General features: G+C 72.8%; 13 protein-coding genes. 9 read left to right on the plus strand and 4 right to left on the minus strand.

Translation table 11 applies throughout. The annotated features are described in order from the left end of the window. Positions 1-14 precede the first annotated feature (14 nt). Positions 15-1,427 carry an FAD-binding oxidoreductase gene (locus ACF062_RS08950; RefSeq protein WP_392137091.1) on the plus strand — a complete coding sequence of 471 codons (1,413 nt, stop codon included), beginning with the start codon at positions 15-17 and terminating at the stop codon, positions 1,425-1,427. A 270-nt stretch (positions 1,428-1,697) separates the two neighbouring features. After that, on the plus strand, positions 1,698-3,266 hold the full coding sequence (locus ACF062_RS08955; protein WP_392137092.1) for a benzoate-CoA ligase family protein: 1,569 nt from the start codon (positions 1,698-1,700) through the stop codon (positions 3,264-3,266). Between the two features lie 94 nt (positions 3,267-3,360). Here the strand turns inward: ACF062_RS08955 and ACF062_RS08960 are convergent, their stop codons facing one another. The 4 genes from ACF062_RS08960 to ACF062_RS08975 all read right to left on the minus strand — a co-directional run bounded on the left by ACF062_RS08960 (position 3,361) and on the right by ACF062_RS08975 (position 7,300). Continuing rightward, positions 3,361-3,759 carry a nuclear transport factor 2 family protein gene (locus ACF062_RS08960; RefSeq protein WP_392137093.1) on the minus strand — a complete coding sequence of 133 codons (399 nt, stop codon included), beginning with the start codon at positions 3,757-3,759 and terminating at the stop codon, positions 3,361-3,363. Continuing rightward, positions 3,737-5,311 (minus strand): phenylalanine aminomutase (D-beta-phenylalanine forming), encoded by a 1,575-nt coding sequence (locus tag ACF062_RS08965; RefSeq protein ID WP_356571769.1) that lies wholly within the window; start codon positions 5,309-5,311, stop codon positions 3,737-3,739. The genes ACF062_RS08960 and ACF062_RS08965 overlap by 23 nt, the downstream gene beginning before the upstream one ends. A gap of 140 nt (positions 5,312-5,451) precedes the next feature. Next, positions 5,452-6,657, minus strand: coding sequence for a cytochrome P450 (locus tag ACF062_RS08970; protein WP_392137094.1), 1,206 nt, complete (start codon positions 6,655-6,657; stop codon positions 5,452-5,454). Further along, positions 6,647-7,300 (minus strand): TetR/AcrR family transcriptional regulator, encoded by a 654-nt coding sequence (locus ACF062_RS08975; RefSeq protein ID WP_392137095.1) that lies wholly within the window; start codon positions 7,298-7,300, stop codon positions 6,647-6,649. Before ACF062_RS08975 ends, ACF062_RS08970 begins: the two co-directional genes overlap by 11 nt. A gap of 98 nt (positions 7,301-7,398) precedes the next feature. On the opposite strand from ACF062_RS08975, the gene ACF062_RS08980 reads away from it, so the two are divergent. From ACF062_RS08980 to ACF062_RS09010, 7 genes are all read left to right on the plus strand, one after another. Further along, a complete protein-coding gene (locus ACF062_RS08980; RefSeq protein WP_392137096.1) occupies positions 7,399-8,892 on the plus strand; it encodes an MFS transporter in 1,494 nt (497 codons plus the stop codon). A gap of 22 nt (positions 8,893-8,914) precedes the next feature. Beyond that, positions 8,915-9,598, plus strand: coding sequence for a UdgX family uracil-DNA binding protein (locus ACF062_RS08985; RefSeq protein ID WP_392137097.1), 684 nt, complete (start codon positions 8,915-8,917; stop codon positions 9,596-9,598). Positions 9,599-9,744: 146 nt separating this feature from the next. Continuing rightward, positions 9,745-10,107, plus strand: coding sequence for a DUF6479 family protein (locus tag ACF062_RS08990; RefSeq protein WP_392137098.1), 363 nt, complete (start codon positions 9,745-9,747; stop codon positions 10,105-10,107). Positions 10,108-10,366: 259 nt separating this feature from the next. Further along, positions 10,367-10,783: a CBS domain-containing protein gene (locus ACF062_RS08995; RefSeq protein WP_356571759.1), complete on the plus strand. Its 417-nt coding sequence runs from the start codon at positions 10,367-10,369 to the stop codon at positions 10,781-10,783. Between the two features lie 254 nt (positions 10,784-11,037). After that, positions 11,038-12,009, plus strand: a complete 972-nt coding sequence (locus ACF062_RS09000; protein WP_392137099.1) for an NAD-dependent epimerase/dehydratase family protein — start codon at positions 11,038-11,040, stop codon at positions 12,007-12,009. Positions 12,010-12,126: 117 nt separating this feature from the next. Then, positions 12,127-13,788, plus strand: a complete 1,662-nt coding sequence (locus ACF062_RS09005) for a carbamoyltransferase (protein WP_392137100.1) — start codon at positions 12,127-12,129, stop codon at positions 13,786-13,788. Further along, complete coding sequence (locus tag ACF062_RS09010) at positions 13,788-14,906, plus strand: glycosyltransferase family 2 protein (RefSeq protein ID WP_392137101.1); 1,119 nt, start codon at positions 13,788-13,790, stop codon at positions 14,904-14,906. The genes ACF062_RS09005 and ACF062_RS09010 overlap by 1 nt, the downstream gene beginning before the upstream one ends. The last annotated feature ends 264 nt before the right edge of the window (positions 14,907-15,170 follow it).

Consider the following 15,170-nt stretch of genomic DNA (forward strand, 5'->3'; position numbering starts at 1 on the left):
AGGACACCCAAGACATGCCGTCCACAGACATGCCGTCCACGACGATCGACGACGCGGCCCTCGCCGCATTCCGGCGGGCGTTCCGCGGGGAGCTGATCCTGCCCGGTGACACCGACTACGAAGAAGGCCGCCGCATCTGGAACGGCACCATCGACAAGCACCCCGCGCTCATCGCCCGTTGCACGGGCACGGACGACGTCGTGGCCGCCGTCGGCTTCGCCCGCACCCAAGGCCTGCTGGTCGCCGTGCGCGGCGGCGGGCACAGCATGGCCGGGCACTCGACCTGTGACGGCGGCATCGTCATCGACCTCTCGCCCATGAGCGCGGTCAGGGTGAGCCGCGCCCGGCGCCGCGCGCGGGTCCAGGGCGGCTGCCTCCTCGGCGCCTTCGACACCGCGACGCAGGCCCACATGCTGGCGACCCCGGCCGGCGTGGTGTCCCACACCGGCCTCGGCGGCCTGGTGCTCGGCGGCGGCTTCGGCTGGCTGAGCCGCAAGTACGGCCTCTCGATCGACAACCTCGTGCGGGCGGAGGTGATCACCGCCGACGGCCGCGTGCTGACCGCCTCCGACACGGAGAACACCGAGCTGTTCTGGGGGCTGCGCGGGGGCGGCGGCAACTTCGGCGTGGTGACGGAGTTCGAGTTCGCGCTCCACGAGGTGGGCCCCGTCCGCTTCGCCAGCGCCTACTTCTCCCTCGACGAGGGACGGCACGTGCTGCGCGCCTGGCGGGACCACATGGCGAAGGCCCCGGACGAGCTGTCGTGGGAGTGCTACCTGCGGCTGGCCCCGCCCCTGCCCGAGCTGCCCGAAGACCTGCGGGGCAAGCCCGTCATCTGCGCCATGGGCTGCTGGGTGGGCGACCCGCACGAGGGCGAGCGGCAGCTCGAGACCTTCCTCACCTGCGGCAAACCGTACGGTCTGACCAAGGCGACGCTGCCCTACCGGGCGCTTCAGGCGTACTCCTTCCCCGGCGCCGTCGTACCCGACCGCATCTACACCAAGAGCGGGTACATGACGGAGCTGACCGAGGACGCCATCGACGTCGCCCTTTCTCATGCCTCACGCCTCACCTCGCCCTTCTCCCAGCTCGAACTGCTCTATCTGGCGGGCGCGGTGGCGCGGGTCCCGGACGAGGCGACGGCCTACGCCAACCGCCGCTCGCCCTTCGTCATCAACCTCGCCTCGGCCTGGATGAAGCCCACCGAGGACGAGCAGCACATCCGCTGGGCCCGCCAGGGCTTCGAGGCCTTCGGCCCCCACCTGTCCCGGGGCGGATACGTCAACTTCATGAACCCGGGGGAGGCCGGCCGGACCGAGGACTCCTACGGGCGCGCCAAGTTCGCCCGGCTCCAGGCGCTCAAGGCCGAGTACGACCCCGCCAACCTCTTCCGCCTCAACGCGAACATCGCCCCCGCCCCGCGCTAGGGCCTGTCTGACAATTCCCGCCTGCCTCGCGACGCCATGCACGCACTCTCGCCGCACCGGGCGCAGAGCCAAGTACATCCAGTACGAGGCCCTACGCCCGGCACGCCGAGAGCACGCACCTGACGCCGCGAGGCCGCCCTCCGGGCGACGACGCGAATTGTCAGACAGGCCCTAGGCGCCGGGGACCGCACTGCCGCCCCGGGCCCGCGGGAGACCCCTCCCTCTCCGGCCCGGGGCCTCGTGCACGCCGCCTACCCGTGAGGAGCCTCCATGCCCTTGGCGCGTTTTAACCTCTCCACGCTCGTCGACAGGAACCTCGACGTCGGCCGAGGCGAGCGCACCGCCTTCCACTGCGGGGACGAACAGGTCACCTACGCCGACGTGTTCCGGCGCATGTGCGCGATGGGCCGTGCGCTGCGCGCGCTCGGCGTACGGCGCGAGGAACGCGTCCTGCTGGCCCTGGACGACTCACCGGACTTCGTCACCGCCTTCCTCGGAGCGCTCCGCGTGGGGGCCGTGCCGGTCCCGGTCAATCCGCGCTCCCGCATCGGCGACTTCCGCTTCTTCGCCGAGGACAGCTATGCGAAGGCCGTCGTGGCCGAGGCCGGCCTCGGCGAGGCGCTCTCGGCGGCGCTCGGGCGCTCGGGTGTCCGGGTGATCGAGGCGGCGGGCGCGGAGCGGGGCGATGCGGCCCTCTGCCTGCCCGAGCTGCTCGACGCCCATGACGGGGAGCTGCCGGCGCTGGACACCCACGGCGAGGACGTGGCGTTCTGGCTCTACAGCTCCGGGTCGACCGGACGGCCCAAGGGCGTGGTCCATCTCCAGCGCGACGCCGTGGCCACCTGCCGGCGGTACGCGGGCCAGGTGCTCGGAGCCACCCAGCAGGACCTGCATTTCTCCTCGACCAAGCTCTTCCACGCGTACGGTCTCGGCAACGGGCTCACCTTCCCGCTGTGGTACGGGGGTTCGGCCGTCCTGATGCGCGGCAGGCCCACTCCCGAGGCGGTCCTTGACACCGTCGAGCGGTTCCGCCCCACGCTGTTCTTCTCCGTGCCGACGCTCTACAGCGCCATGCTGCGCACCCCACAGGCGCGGCGGCGGGACCTGTCGTCCGTACGGCTGTGCGTCTCCGCCGCCGAACCGCTGCCGGCGACCGTGTGGCACGCCTGGCACGACACGCACGGGCTGGCCATCCTCGACGGCGTCGGCTCCACCGAGATGCTGCACATCTACTGCAGCAACACCCCGGGCGCCGAACGGCCCGGCTCCTCGGGCAAGGCCGTACCGGGATACGAGATCAAGCTCGTGGACAGCGAAGGCCGCACCCCGCGCGGCGCCGGGCGCGGGGAGATGTACGTACGCGGACCGAGCACCCTGGCGCGCTACTGGCACCGCCAGGAGAGCACGCGGGCCTGTCTGCAAGGCGAGTGGTACCGCACCGGGGACCGCTACCGGGTCGACGAGGACGGCTACCACTGGTTCGAGGGACGCGACGACGACATGATCAAGATCGGCGGGCTGTGGGTGGCGCCCACCGAGATCGAGGACGTGCTCCTGGACCATCCGCGGGTCCTGGAGGCGGCGGTCGTCGGGGTGCCGCAGCCGGACGGACTCAACCGCGTCAAGGCGTTCGTCGTGCCGCTGGACGCCGCGCCCGGCACGTACCCGGAGGGGGCCGACGACCTCGCCGACCAGCTGCGCCACTGGTGCAAGGAGCGTCTCCAGCGCTACCAGTTCCCGCACGCCGTCGAGTTCGTCGGCGAACTGCCCAAGACCGCCACGGGCAAGGTACGCCGCTTCGAGCTGCGCGCTTGGGGCCTCGACCGCACCGTGGCCTGACCGTCGTCCGACCGGCGCGGGCACGGCGGCGCCGCCCGCGCCTGACCGGCGCGGGCGGCGGGCGCGAGGGCGCGAGGGCGCGATGACAAGTGGGTCAGGGCGCGGCCGCCGCCGCGGCGTTCGGGCTGACGTGCAGGCCCGCCAGCCGCCAGCGCCCTTCTTCCCGTACGGCGATGAGGGTGAAGCGGAAGGCGCCGTCGGCGTTGTCACCCTTGTTGGTGCTCCGCTGGGTCTGGGCCGCGATGAGGACGGCGGTGTCGCCGTAGAGGCGCACCCGCACCTCGTCCACCGTGAAGGAGGTGGTGCGCACCGCCCCGGAGCTGTAGCGCGCCAGCCACTGCTCCCGCGTGCGCAGATAGCCCTGCGGCCCGACTCCCACGAAGTCGCCGGTGAGCAGGTCGCCCAACGCCGCCCAGTCGCCCGCGAGTTCGGCGGCGCTCCACTCGCGCACCAGGCCGAGCAGGCGCTGTTCAGCCGCGGTGGTGGTCGCCATGGCCACTCCCTTCGCCGGTCAGCAGGTCCGCGGCGAGCGCCTCCACGTAGTCCGTGATGGTCTCGTCGTGATCGAGGAACGGCACGATCTCGCGGGTCCGTTCGTACAGCGGCCTGGTCCAGGAGGACAGCTTGTCCGCGCCGCGGATGTCGACCGCCTGGCAGGCGCACAGCAGCTCGAAGGCCACCACGTAGGCCGTGTTGGTCAGCACCTCGCGCGCCCGCCGCGCGGCGACGAACCCGAAGGACACGATGTCCTGGAAGTCGGCGGTGCTGGTGAGCGACTGCACGGACATCGGGACGGTGAGGGCCCGGGTCTCCGCGGTGAGCGAGGCCGTCATGAACTGGCCGCCCATCAGCCCGAGCCGCAGCCCCGGATCGGTGTCGCACAGGAACGCGGGGAGCCCGTTGCTGTTGCTCTTGTCGAGGAACCGGTCCACCCGCCGGTTGGCCAGGTTCGTCACCGTGGTCAGCGCGATCGACAGGTGGTCCATGGCCATGGAGACGTACTGCCCGTGGAAGTGGCCGTTGTGGAACACCTCGGCCTCTTCGGGCAGGACGATCGGGTTGTCGTTGGAGGAGTTGAGCTCGTCCTCCAGGGTCTCGCCGATCCGGGCGAGGCAGTCCACGACCGGGCCGAGCACCTGCGGCGTGCAGCGGATGGAGTACGCGTCCTCGATCGCCAGCGAGGCCGCCTTGGCCGAGGTGCCCATCTCCCCGGCGAGCGTCTGCTCGGTCTCCAGCTCGTTGACCGCGAGCCGGGAATCGGCGAGTCCTTCCCAGAGCCTGCGGGCGATGGCCCGCTGCCCCTTGTGCGGCTTGACGGTGTGCACCCGGGGGTCGAAGGGCTTCGTCATGCCCGCCAGGCCCTCGACGGACAGGGCGGAGATCAACTGGTAGGTGTCCACGAGGCGTTGCGCCGCGCCATGGACCATGGCGCCCAGACCGACCATCCCGGAGGTGCCGTTGATCAGCGCGAGACCGTCCTTGTAGCCGAGCACCATCGGCTCGATGCCCGCCTCGGCGAGGGCCTCGGCGCCGGGGAGCGTACGGCCGCCGAGCCTGGCCCTCCACTGTCCGGCACAGACCAGCGCGATCGCGGCGAGCGGCCCGAGGTCACCGCTGGTGCCCAGGGACCCCTTCTGCGGTACGCAGGGCACGATCCCGGAGTTGAGCACCGCCACGAGCGTGTCCAGGTTCGCGGGTGTGACCGCGGAGTTGCCGCGGGCCAGGGAGACGATCCGCGACAGCATGATCGCCCGGACCGTGGTGTCGTCGAGGTACTCCCCGACGTTGGTGGCGACCGCGTTGATCAGGTTCTCCTGGAGCCGCCGGGCCTGCGACACCGGGACGAGATGGTCGACGAAGCCGCCCATGCTCGTGTTGACCCCGTAGATGACCCGCTCGTCGTCGACGAACTTCTCCAGGACCTCGCGGGAGGAGCGGACCCGCGCACGGACCGGGGCGGCCAGGTCGACGGGAACGCGCTGCTTGACGATGTTCTCGAGCTGATGGAGCCGGACACGTTCCCCGGACTCTACGACGAATGTCACGTTGCGTCCTTTGAGTTGCGGTGAGGACCGGTGAGTTGCGCCGAGGACCGGTTGCAGGTTCTCGGTCCGCGTGCGTCTCACGGCAATGTGTCGCCACGTGATCCAGGGGTGCGCAAGGCGGGAGCAAGCGTGCCTCGTGTTCACCAGCGCACGGGCAGGCGCCGCGGCCCGCGCACCTGAAGCCCGGTCCGCCACTCGATGCCCGCCTCGTCGGCCGCCAGGCGCAGGCCCGGGAAGCGGGCGAGCAGCGCGCTCATGGCGACGCGCAGCTCCATACGGGCCAGCTGCGCGCCCAGGCAGTGGTGCGGGCCGAAGCCGAAGGCGAGGTGTGCGTTGCGCCGCCGCCCGAGGTCGAGGCGGGCGGGCGCCTCGAAGGCCCGGGGGTCCCTGTTGGCGGAGACCGTCGGGGCGAACACGGCCTCTCCGGGCCGGACTCGCACCCCGCACAGCTCCACCTCCTCGGTGGCGACCCGGGACCGGAACGCCCCGGACCCGAGGGGCACGTACCGCAGCAGTTCCTCCACCGCCGACGCCATCAGCTCCGGGTGCGCGCACAGCTCGTCCCAGTGGCCGCGATGGTGGAGCAGGACGTAGGTGAAGTTGGCGATCTGGGCCGCCGTCGTCTCGTGTCCGGCGACCAGCAGATCCCGCGCGAGGGCCACCATCTCGTCCTCACGGAGCCGTCCGTCGCCGGCGTCGTGTCCGCGCACCAGCTGCCCGAGGAGATCATCGGAGGGTTCGCTCCGCCGCCGCTCCACGAGAGCGAGCAGGTACTCGGTCAGCTCCCCGGTGGCGGCGGCCACGGCCCGCTCCCCGCCGTCCGCCGTCGTCAGCAGCGCGTCCGACCAGCGCAGGAGTTGCGGCTGGTCGGCCTCGGGCACCCCGAGCAGCGTGCAGATCACCCGGACCGGCAGCGGCAGGGCGAAGCACCGCACCAGGTCCGCCGGGGCTCCCGCGGACGCCATGCCGTCGAGCAGGCTCGCCGCGATCGCCTCGGTGGCGGGCCGCAGTGCCTCGGCCCCGCGCACGGTGAACGCGCGGGCCACGGCCCTGCGGGGCCGGGTGTGCTCGGGTGGGTCCAGCGACATCAGGAGCCCCTCGCTCGCGGGGGCCGGCTGGAGGCGCGGGGCGTCGGGGCGGGCCGTGGCGGCGCGGCTGAACCGGGGGTCGCTCAGCACCGTCCTGACGTCGTCGTAGCGCGTGACGAGCCAGGCGGGGCCGCCGTAGGGCAGGCGCACCCGGCAGATGGGCTCCCGCTCGCGCAGGGCCGTGAACAACGCCTCCTCCTCCAGGCGTTCGACCGGCGTGAAGGGAAAGCTCCGGGGCGACGACCCGTCAGCGGACATGCGCGCCCCCCTCCCGCGCCCCGGTGCCGTCCCGCCGCTCGGGCGGGCCGAAGACGCTGTCCAGGTGGTATCCGAGCACCTCCAGCGCGGCCTCGGCGGTGCGCTGGCCGACCAGCACGCTGGTGCCGAGGCCGTGGTTCAGGCTGAGCAGGCGCGCGGCCTCGGCGGACACGTCGAGGCCCGGGGCCAGCTCACCCCCGGCCTGGGCCCGGCCCAGCACGTCGGCCAGCTGCTGTTCGAAGCGGTTGGGTCCTTCGACGAACGGCTTCGCGGCCAGTTCCGGGTCGGTCATCGCCAGCACCGCGTACGAGGTCCAGACGAGGCGGAAGTCGCGGCTCTGCTCGGTCGTGGGCAGCGATTCGGCGAGCAGCGCCTCGACGTACGTACGCGTGCTCGTGGGGCTCGGCAGCCGTGCGAGGCGTGCCGCCCAGCGCGCGCCGCTGCGCTCCTCCAGGTACCGCAGCGCCGCGTGCATCAGCTCGGCCTTGCTCTCGAAGTAGTACTGCACCACGCGGAGCGAGACCCCGGCCTCGGCCGCCACCGACCGCATCGTCACCGCGTGGAGCCCCGAGCGGCCCGCCAGGCGCACCAGCCCCTCGATGATCATGGCGCGGCGTTCGGCATGGTCGACGATCTTCGGCATGGTCTTCCTCCGGGGTGGCGAGGCTTTTAGGATACGTCTGTACCCTAAAAACAACGCTCGACCCCGGACAACTTGACCGACCCGAGACGAGAGGGCCCATGACACAGCGCGGACCGGACGACTCACCGGACGACTCATTACGGGCGGCCACCCCCTCGAACGACGAGGGCGGCGGGCGACGCGGGGCGGCCTCGGCCGTGCTGGCCCTGGCCTGCGCGGCACAGTTCATGGTGGTGCTCGACGTCTCGGTGGTGAACGTGGCACTGCCGTCGATCGAGAACGCCCTCGGCTTCGACTCCGCGGGCCTCCAGTGGGTCGTCAACGCCTACGCCCTGGTCTTCGCCGGGTTCCTCCTGCTCGGCGGCCGGCTCGCCGACCTCTACGGCCGCAAGCGCGTCTTCGTCCTCGGCCTCCTGCTCTTCACCGCGTCGAGCCTGGTGGGCGGCCTGGCCGACAGCCCCGGTCTGCTCGTCGCCGCCCGCGCGGTCCAGGGCCTCGGCGCGGCCGTGCTGGCCCCGGCGACCCTCACCATCCTCACCACCACGTTCTCCGAAGGCGCCGCGCGCACCCGGGCCGTCGCCACCTGGACGGCCGTCAGCTCCGCGGGCGGCGCGGCGGGCAACCTCATCGGCGGAGTCCTCACCGATTCCCTGTCGTGGCGCTGGATCCTGCTGATCAACGTCCCGATCGGCGCCCTCGCCCTCGCCGCCGCCCTGGCGTTCCTCACCCCCGACCGCGAGCGCGGGCAGGGGCAGCGCCTGGACGTCCCGGGCGCCGTCCTCGCGACGGTGGGCGTCGGCTCCCTCACCTACGGCATCTCGCAGATCGAGAGCCGCGGCTGGTCCGGCCCGACGACCGCGGTGGCGCTCGCCGTCGGCGTCCTCGCCCTCGCGGCCTTCGCCGCCGTGGAGGCGCGATTCGCGCGGGCCCCCCTGATGCCGCCGCGCCTGTTCCGCATCCGCGCCATCTCCGTCGGCAATACGGTGATGCTGCTGGCCGGAGCCTGCTTCATCCCGATGTGGTACTTCCTCTCGCTCTACATGCAGAACGTCCTGCACTACGGAGCCCTCAAGGCCGGCCTCGGCTTCCTGCCGCACACCCTGGTGGGCATCGCCGGAGCGCGCCTCGCGCCGCGCCTCATGGAGTCCATCGGCGCCCGGCGGCTCATCGTGCTCAGCGCGGCCCTCTCCGCCGCCGGCTTCCTGTGGCAGAGCCGCGCCACACCCGACAGCGGCTACCTCGTCGGCCTGCTCGGCCCCGCCGTCGTGATGTCCGCCGGGATGGGCCTGCTGATCACCCCGATCACCACCACCGTGACCTCGGGGATCAGCGATGCCGACGCGGGCGCGGCCTCCGGCCTGATGAACGCCACACGGCAGATCGGCGGCTCCGTCGGCCTCGCCGTACTCGTCGCGATCGCGGCCGGCTCCGGGCACACGCCCGCCGCCCTCTCCGACGACTACGGCCGCGCGTTCCTCGCCATGGCGGCGATGCTCGTCGCGGTGGTCGTGGGGGCGCTCGCCCTGCCGGTGACGCGCGAGCGGACCGGGGCGGGGGCCGGGCGTCCGATGGCCGGGAAGCGGGCGCGGTGAGACGCTTTCGGTGGGAGGCGCCATGCCGGGCTCGGACCAGAAGGCATCCGACGGGGCACTGCCGTATGTCCCCGCACGGGGCGGCATCCCGGCGCTGCGCCGTGCCGCCGCCGACTGCCGCGGCTGTCCGTTGTACGAGAACGCCACGCAGACGGTGTTCGGCGCCGGTCCCGCCCGTGCGCGCCTGATGCTGGTCGGGGAACAGCCCGGCGACCAGGAGGACCGCGCCGGGGAGCCCTTCGTGGGTCCGGCGGGCCGGCTGCTGCGCTCGGCGCTCGGCGAGGCCGGGCTCGACGAGGACCAGGCGTACTTCACCAATGCGGTCAAGCACTTCAAGTTCGCGCCCGTCACCGAGGGCCGCAAGCGCCGCATCCACAAGACGCCGAGCCTCGGGGAGCTGACCGCCTGCCGCCCCTGGCTCGCGGCCGAGCTGCGGCGCGTGGATCCCGAACTGGTCGTGGCCCTCGGCGCCACGGCCGGCAAGTCGCTGCTGGGCGGCTCCTTCAAGGTGACCGAGTCGCGGGGCGCCCTGCTCCCCCTGACGCCGGGCACGGACCTGCCGCTGGCCGCCGGGGACGAGAGCGACGGCGACCGCCGCCTCCTCGCCACCGTGCACCCTTCGGCGGTACTCCGGTCGAAGGACAGGGATGAGGCGTTCGCGGGACTCGTCTCCGACCTGCGGGTGGCCTCCCGCTTTCTCGGCTGAGAACATCCGCCCGCCGGGATTTCCCGGCGTGACCGGCTGAACCCACCTGTTGAATCGTCCGGGCGAATCGCCCGGGCGAATCGTCCGGATGTATCGGCAGCTCTCACCGTCAGCTATTTTTCGGACAGGGCGGGTACAACACTCGTATGGAAACCATGGAGTGGGAACTCGCTGACGGGCACACCGGCTCCCTCCTGATGTGGGCCGCCGGTCTCGTCGTGGTCGCTGTCCTTCTCGGCGCCTTTCTCTGGGGTCAGCGGGTACGTGCCCGCGAATCCCGCCCGCCGAGCCCGGAGGAACAGCCGAAACGGCCTTACGAAGGCCCGGTCAGGGAAGAGCGGGAATACCGCGAGCCGGATGAGGTGCCCCGGGACGGAGGCCGGCTCCTGCCGCATGAGCTGAAGGAGGGGTACGGCCAGTCGAGTACGCACCGCTGTGCCTCGCAGGACCCGAAGGACCACCGCAAGGGTGACGGCGGCAGCTTCGGCAGCGGCGGTCTCGGCAGCTGAATACGGCCCGGAAGGCGAATACGGCCCGGGAAGCCGAATACGGCCTGGGAAGCCGAATACGGCCCGGGGATCTGATTGCGGCCCGGGCGCCGAATGGTGACCCTGACCCGGGTCGGCGAATCGCCGCGTTCGGCGGACCTTCTTTTCCCCCTGCCGTCATCACGCCGGAGAATGGTCGCACGGCGGCCGTGCCCCACGAGAAGCCGTCGCGCACCCCCCACAAGAGGCCCTTTCGGGCCGCTCACAGTAATGGAGTGACATGACAACCGCCAGAGACATCATGACCGGCGGCGCGGAGTGCATCGGCGCCGATGAAAGCGTCCTGCTGGCCGCCCGGAAGATGACCGAACTCGGCGTCGGCGCGCTGCCGATCTGCGGTACGGACAACAAACTCAAGGGAATGCTCACCGACCGCGACATCGTCGTGAAAGTCCTCGGCAAGGGCAAGGACCCCGAAACGACCACCGCGGGTGAGCTCGCCCAGGGCGAGGCTGTCACCATCGGCGCGGACGACGACGCGGCGGAGATCATGCGCACCATGACCACCCACAAGGTCCGCAGGCTGCCCGTCATCGACGGCCACGACCTCGTCGGCGTCGTCGCCCAGGCGGACGTCGCCCGCGGCCTCCCCGACCCCCAGGTGGGCGACCTCCTCGAAGCGCTCTCCACCGACTGAGCCACCGCCTCCAGGCGCCCGCGGGACCCGGCGAAACCGCCGGGTCCCGCCGCTGTGCGGCCCCGCGCCGGCACCAGGCCCGCCGTCCGCCACGCCCCGTCCTCACTCCGCGTGAGTCACCCGGATGCCGTACACCGCCGAGCCGTCACCGCTCAGGTGACAGAGGCTGTTGCGGGACTGGACGGTGCCTCGGCGCCGTCGGAGCGGCCGGTGGCCGGCGCCGCACGCCGTCACCGCGTACGGAGGAGAGCTGCATGACCGCACCTGTGTCGCCCACCTGGGAACACGCCGTCGTCACCGGCGGCGCGGGCTTCGTCGGCTCGCACCTGTGCACCGCCCTGCTCGCCGCGGGCACCGCGGTGACCTGCGTCGACGACTTCAGCACCGGACAGGCGGAGAACGTGTCACCGCTGCTCGACCGCCCCGGTTTCCAGCTGATACGGGCGAACGTGGCCGAAGGGATCGACGTCGACCGGCCGCCCGACCTCGTGCTCCACTTCGCGTCCCCCGCGTCCCCCGCCGACTACCTGCGCCTGCCCCTGCACACCCTGGAGACTGGCAGCCTCGGCACCCGCAACGCCCTCCGGCTCGCCCACCGCTCCGGCGCCCGCTTCGTGCTCGCCTCGACCTCCGAGGTCTACGGCGACCCGCAGCAGAACCCGCAGGACGAGCGGTACTGGGGCCATGTGAACCCCGTGGGCCCGCGCAGCGTGTACGACGAGGCGAAACGGTTCGGCGAGGCGCTCACCACGGCCCACGCCGACGCCGAGGGCACCGACACCGCCATCGTGCGGCTGTTCAACACCTACGGGCCGCGCATGCGGGGCCACGACGGCCGCGCCGTGCCGACCTTCGTCCGCCAGGCCCTGGCCGGTGAGCCCCTGACCGTCACCGGCGACGGGCAGCAGACCCGCTCGCTCTGCTACGTCGACGACACCGTGGACGGCATCCTCGCGGCGGCCGCCCACGGCATGCGCGGCCCCGTCAACATCGGCAACCCCGCCGAGATCACGATGCTCGAACTGGCGCGCCTGATCATCGGCCTCACCGGCCCCGACTCCGCCGGCTCGGATATCCGCTTCATCGACCGGCCGACGGACGACCCGGCCGTCCGCTGCCCGGACATCACGCTGGCGCGCGACAAGCTCGGCTGGGAACCGCGTGTGGACGCCGTGACAGGCCTGCGCCGCACGATCGACTGGTTCCGCGCCACGGCGGATCACTGACCCGGACCGGCGACGGCCTCCCTGCCGGGCACCGGCCCGCGCAGACCCCGGCCTCCCGCACCGGTCCCGTGCCCTGTCCCGCCCTTCCCGCCAACAGAAGCCCGGGAGCTCCCCCTCATGCGCATCCTCGGAATCAACGCCCTCTTCCACGACCCCGCCGCCGCCCTCGTGATCGACGGCCGCACCGTCGCCGCCGCGGAGGAGGAGCGGTTCTCCCGGCGCAAGCACGGGAAACGCCCCGTGCCGTTCTCGGCCTGGGAGCTGCCCGAGCAGGCCGCCGCCTGGTGCCTGCGCCGGGCCAGTCTGCGGCCCGAGGACCTCGACGCCGTCACGTACTCCTACGACCCCGAACTCGCCCGCCCGGCAGGCGACATGGGGCTCGACGACCCCTGGGACCACCTGCGGCAGACGTACGCACGCGAGGCCCCCGGCTTCCTCAAGGCCGCGCTGCCCGGCCTCGATCCCGGCATCGTGCGCTTCGTACCGCACCACATGGCGCACGCCGCGTCGAGCGCCTTCGCCGCGCCCGACGCCGAGGACTCCTCCGTCCTCGTCCTGGACGGCCGGGGCGAGCGCGCCTCGCACCTCGCGGCGCGACGGGTCCGCGACGAGCTGGAACCGCTGTACGCGCAGGACCTGCCGCACTCCCTCGGCCTGGTCTACGAGGAGCTGACCGCGCACCTCGGATTCCTCCGCTCCTCCGACGAGTTCAAGGTGATGGCGCTCGCCTCCCACGGCACCCCGCGCATGCTGGCGGAGCTGCGCCGGCACGTGTACCCGACGGGCGACGGCGGCTTCCGCGCCACCGCCGTGCCCTGGCACGAACTGTGCCCGCCGCGCGGCGCCGACGAGCCGTGGACGCAGGCCCACGCGGACGTGGCCGCCAGTGCCCAGGCCGTCCTGGAGGAGACGCTCCTGGACCTCGCGCGCTGGCTGCACGGCAAGACGCACCACCGCGTCCTGACGCTCGCCGGCGGCGTCGCCCTCAACTGCGTCGCCAACTCCCGCATAGCCCGCGAGGGACCCTTCTCCCAGGTGTGGGTACAGCCCGCGGCCGGTGACGCGGGCACGGCCCTCGGCGGCGCGCTGCTGCTCGCGGCCGGACACGGGGACGACCCGGAGCCCATGACCGGCGCCGACCTCGGCCGCGACTGGTCGGAGGCGGAGCTCGGCGCCTGGCTGAAGACGGCCGCCGTGGCCTTCGAGCGGCCGCCGGACATCGCCGCGACCGTCGCGCGGGCGCTGGCGGAGAACCGTATCGTCGCGTGGTTCCAGGGGCGCTCCGAGTACGGCCCGCGGGCCCTCGGCCACCGTTCGCTGCTCGCCCACCCCGGTCACGCGGGCAACCTCGAACGGCTCAACGACGTCAAGGGCCGCGAGCAGTTCAGGCCCGTCGCCCCGATGGTCCTCGCCGACCGCGCCCCCGAGATCTTCGACGGGCCGATGCCGAGCCCGTACATGCTCTTCGTGCACGACGTGGCCGAGGCCTGGCGGGAGCGGATCCCGGCCGTCGTCCACGTCGACGGGACGGCCCGCATCCAGACCGTTGACCCGGCGCGCGAACCCCTCGTGGCCCGCATGCTCGGTGAGTTCGAGAAGCTCACCGGTCTGCCGGTCGTCGTGAACACCAGCCTGAACACGGCGGGCCGCCCCATGGTCGACGATCCGCGCGATGCGCTGGAGTGCTTCGGTTCCTCACCCGTCGACCTCTTGGCCATCGGCCCGTACGCGATCCGCCGCCGCGACCTCTTCCAGGCGTCCGAGGGAGGGGGAGCCTGATGCCCGAGTACGCGATGGACCCCGACGACACCGGCGCCGCCGAGAGCGCGTACGCCGTGGTGATACCGACACTCGGCAGGCCGAGCCTGAACGCGACCCTGCGCGCGGTCGCCGACGCCGAGGGGCCGAACCCGGAGCGTGTGGTCCTCGTCGACGACCGACCCGGAACGGACGGCACGATGCCCCTGCCGGTCGAGATCCCGGCCGCCTTGCGCCCCCTCACCACCGTGGTGAGGGGCGAGGCCCGCGGCCCGGCGGCCGCGCGCAACACCGGCTGGCGCGCGGCCGGCCGGGTGCCGTGGATCGTCTTCCTCGACGACGACGTGGTCCCCGGCCCCACTTGGTGCGACGACCTCGCCCTCGACCTCGCCGCGGCGACGGCCGAGGACGGCACGACGAGCACGGTGGGCGCGGTCACCGCCCGCATCGACGTCCCGCTGCCCGTCGGCCGCCCGCCCACCGACTGGGAACGCAACACCGCCGGGCTGGCCACCGCGCGCTGGATCACCGCCGACATGGCCTACCGGCGCGAGGCGCTGGAGACCGTCGGCGGCTTCGACGAGCGGTTCCGGCGCGCCTTCAGGGAGGACGCCGACCTCGCGCTGCGGGCGCTCGCGGCCGGCTGGTCGGTGACCGCGGGCACCCGCACCACGGCCCACCCGGTACGCCCGGCCGACCGCTGGATATCCGTACGCCTCCAGAGGGGCAACGCGGACGACGTACTCATGACCCGCCTGCACGGCCGCGACTGGTGGACCAGGGCCGCCGCGCCCCGCGGCCGGCTGCCCCGGCACCTCGCCGTCACGGCGGCGGCCGCCGCGGCCCTCGTCTGCGCCGCCCTGCGCAAGTCGGCGGCCGCCACCGCCTGCGCCACGGCCTGGCTGGCAGGCACCGCGGAGTTCGCCCTGGCGAGGATCCTGCCCGGCCCGCGCGACCGGGAAGAGGTGCTCACCATGGCCGCGACCAGCGTGCTCATCCCACCCGCCGCCGTCTGGCACTGGCTGCGCGGCCAGATCACGCACCGCACAGCGGCACCGCTCGACCCGTACGAGGGCACGCCGGGCCACCCCCCGGGCATGCCACAGCGCGCGCTCCGCGACGAACGGATAGGCCGATGAGCGGGCACCCGACGACGACTTCGTTCCTGGGGGCGACGGCCCCCGGCGACTGGCCCTGGTCGCCTGGCGTCGCGATCGCTTCCGCCTCGGGCGGTGGCTCGCCGGCTTCCGCTTCCGGCGGGGGCGGTCCTCGGCTGGCCGGTGGTTCGTCCGGTACGGCTTCGGGTGCTGCCGGGTTCTGCCCGGCTGCTTCGGCCTCCGGCGGTTGGCCCCGGTCGCCCGGCGTTGTGATCGCTTCTGCTCCGGGTGGCGGTCTGGTTGCCT

Origin of the sequence: Streptomyces sp. NPDC015345 (assembly GCF_043078805.1) — a bacterium.
Taxonomy (GTDB): domain Bacteria; phylum Actinomycetota; class Actinomycetes; order Streptomycetales; family Streptomycetaceae; genus Streptomyces.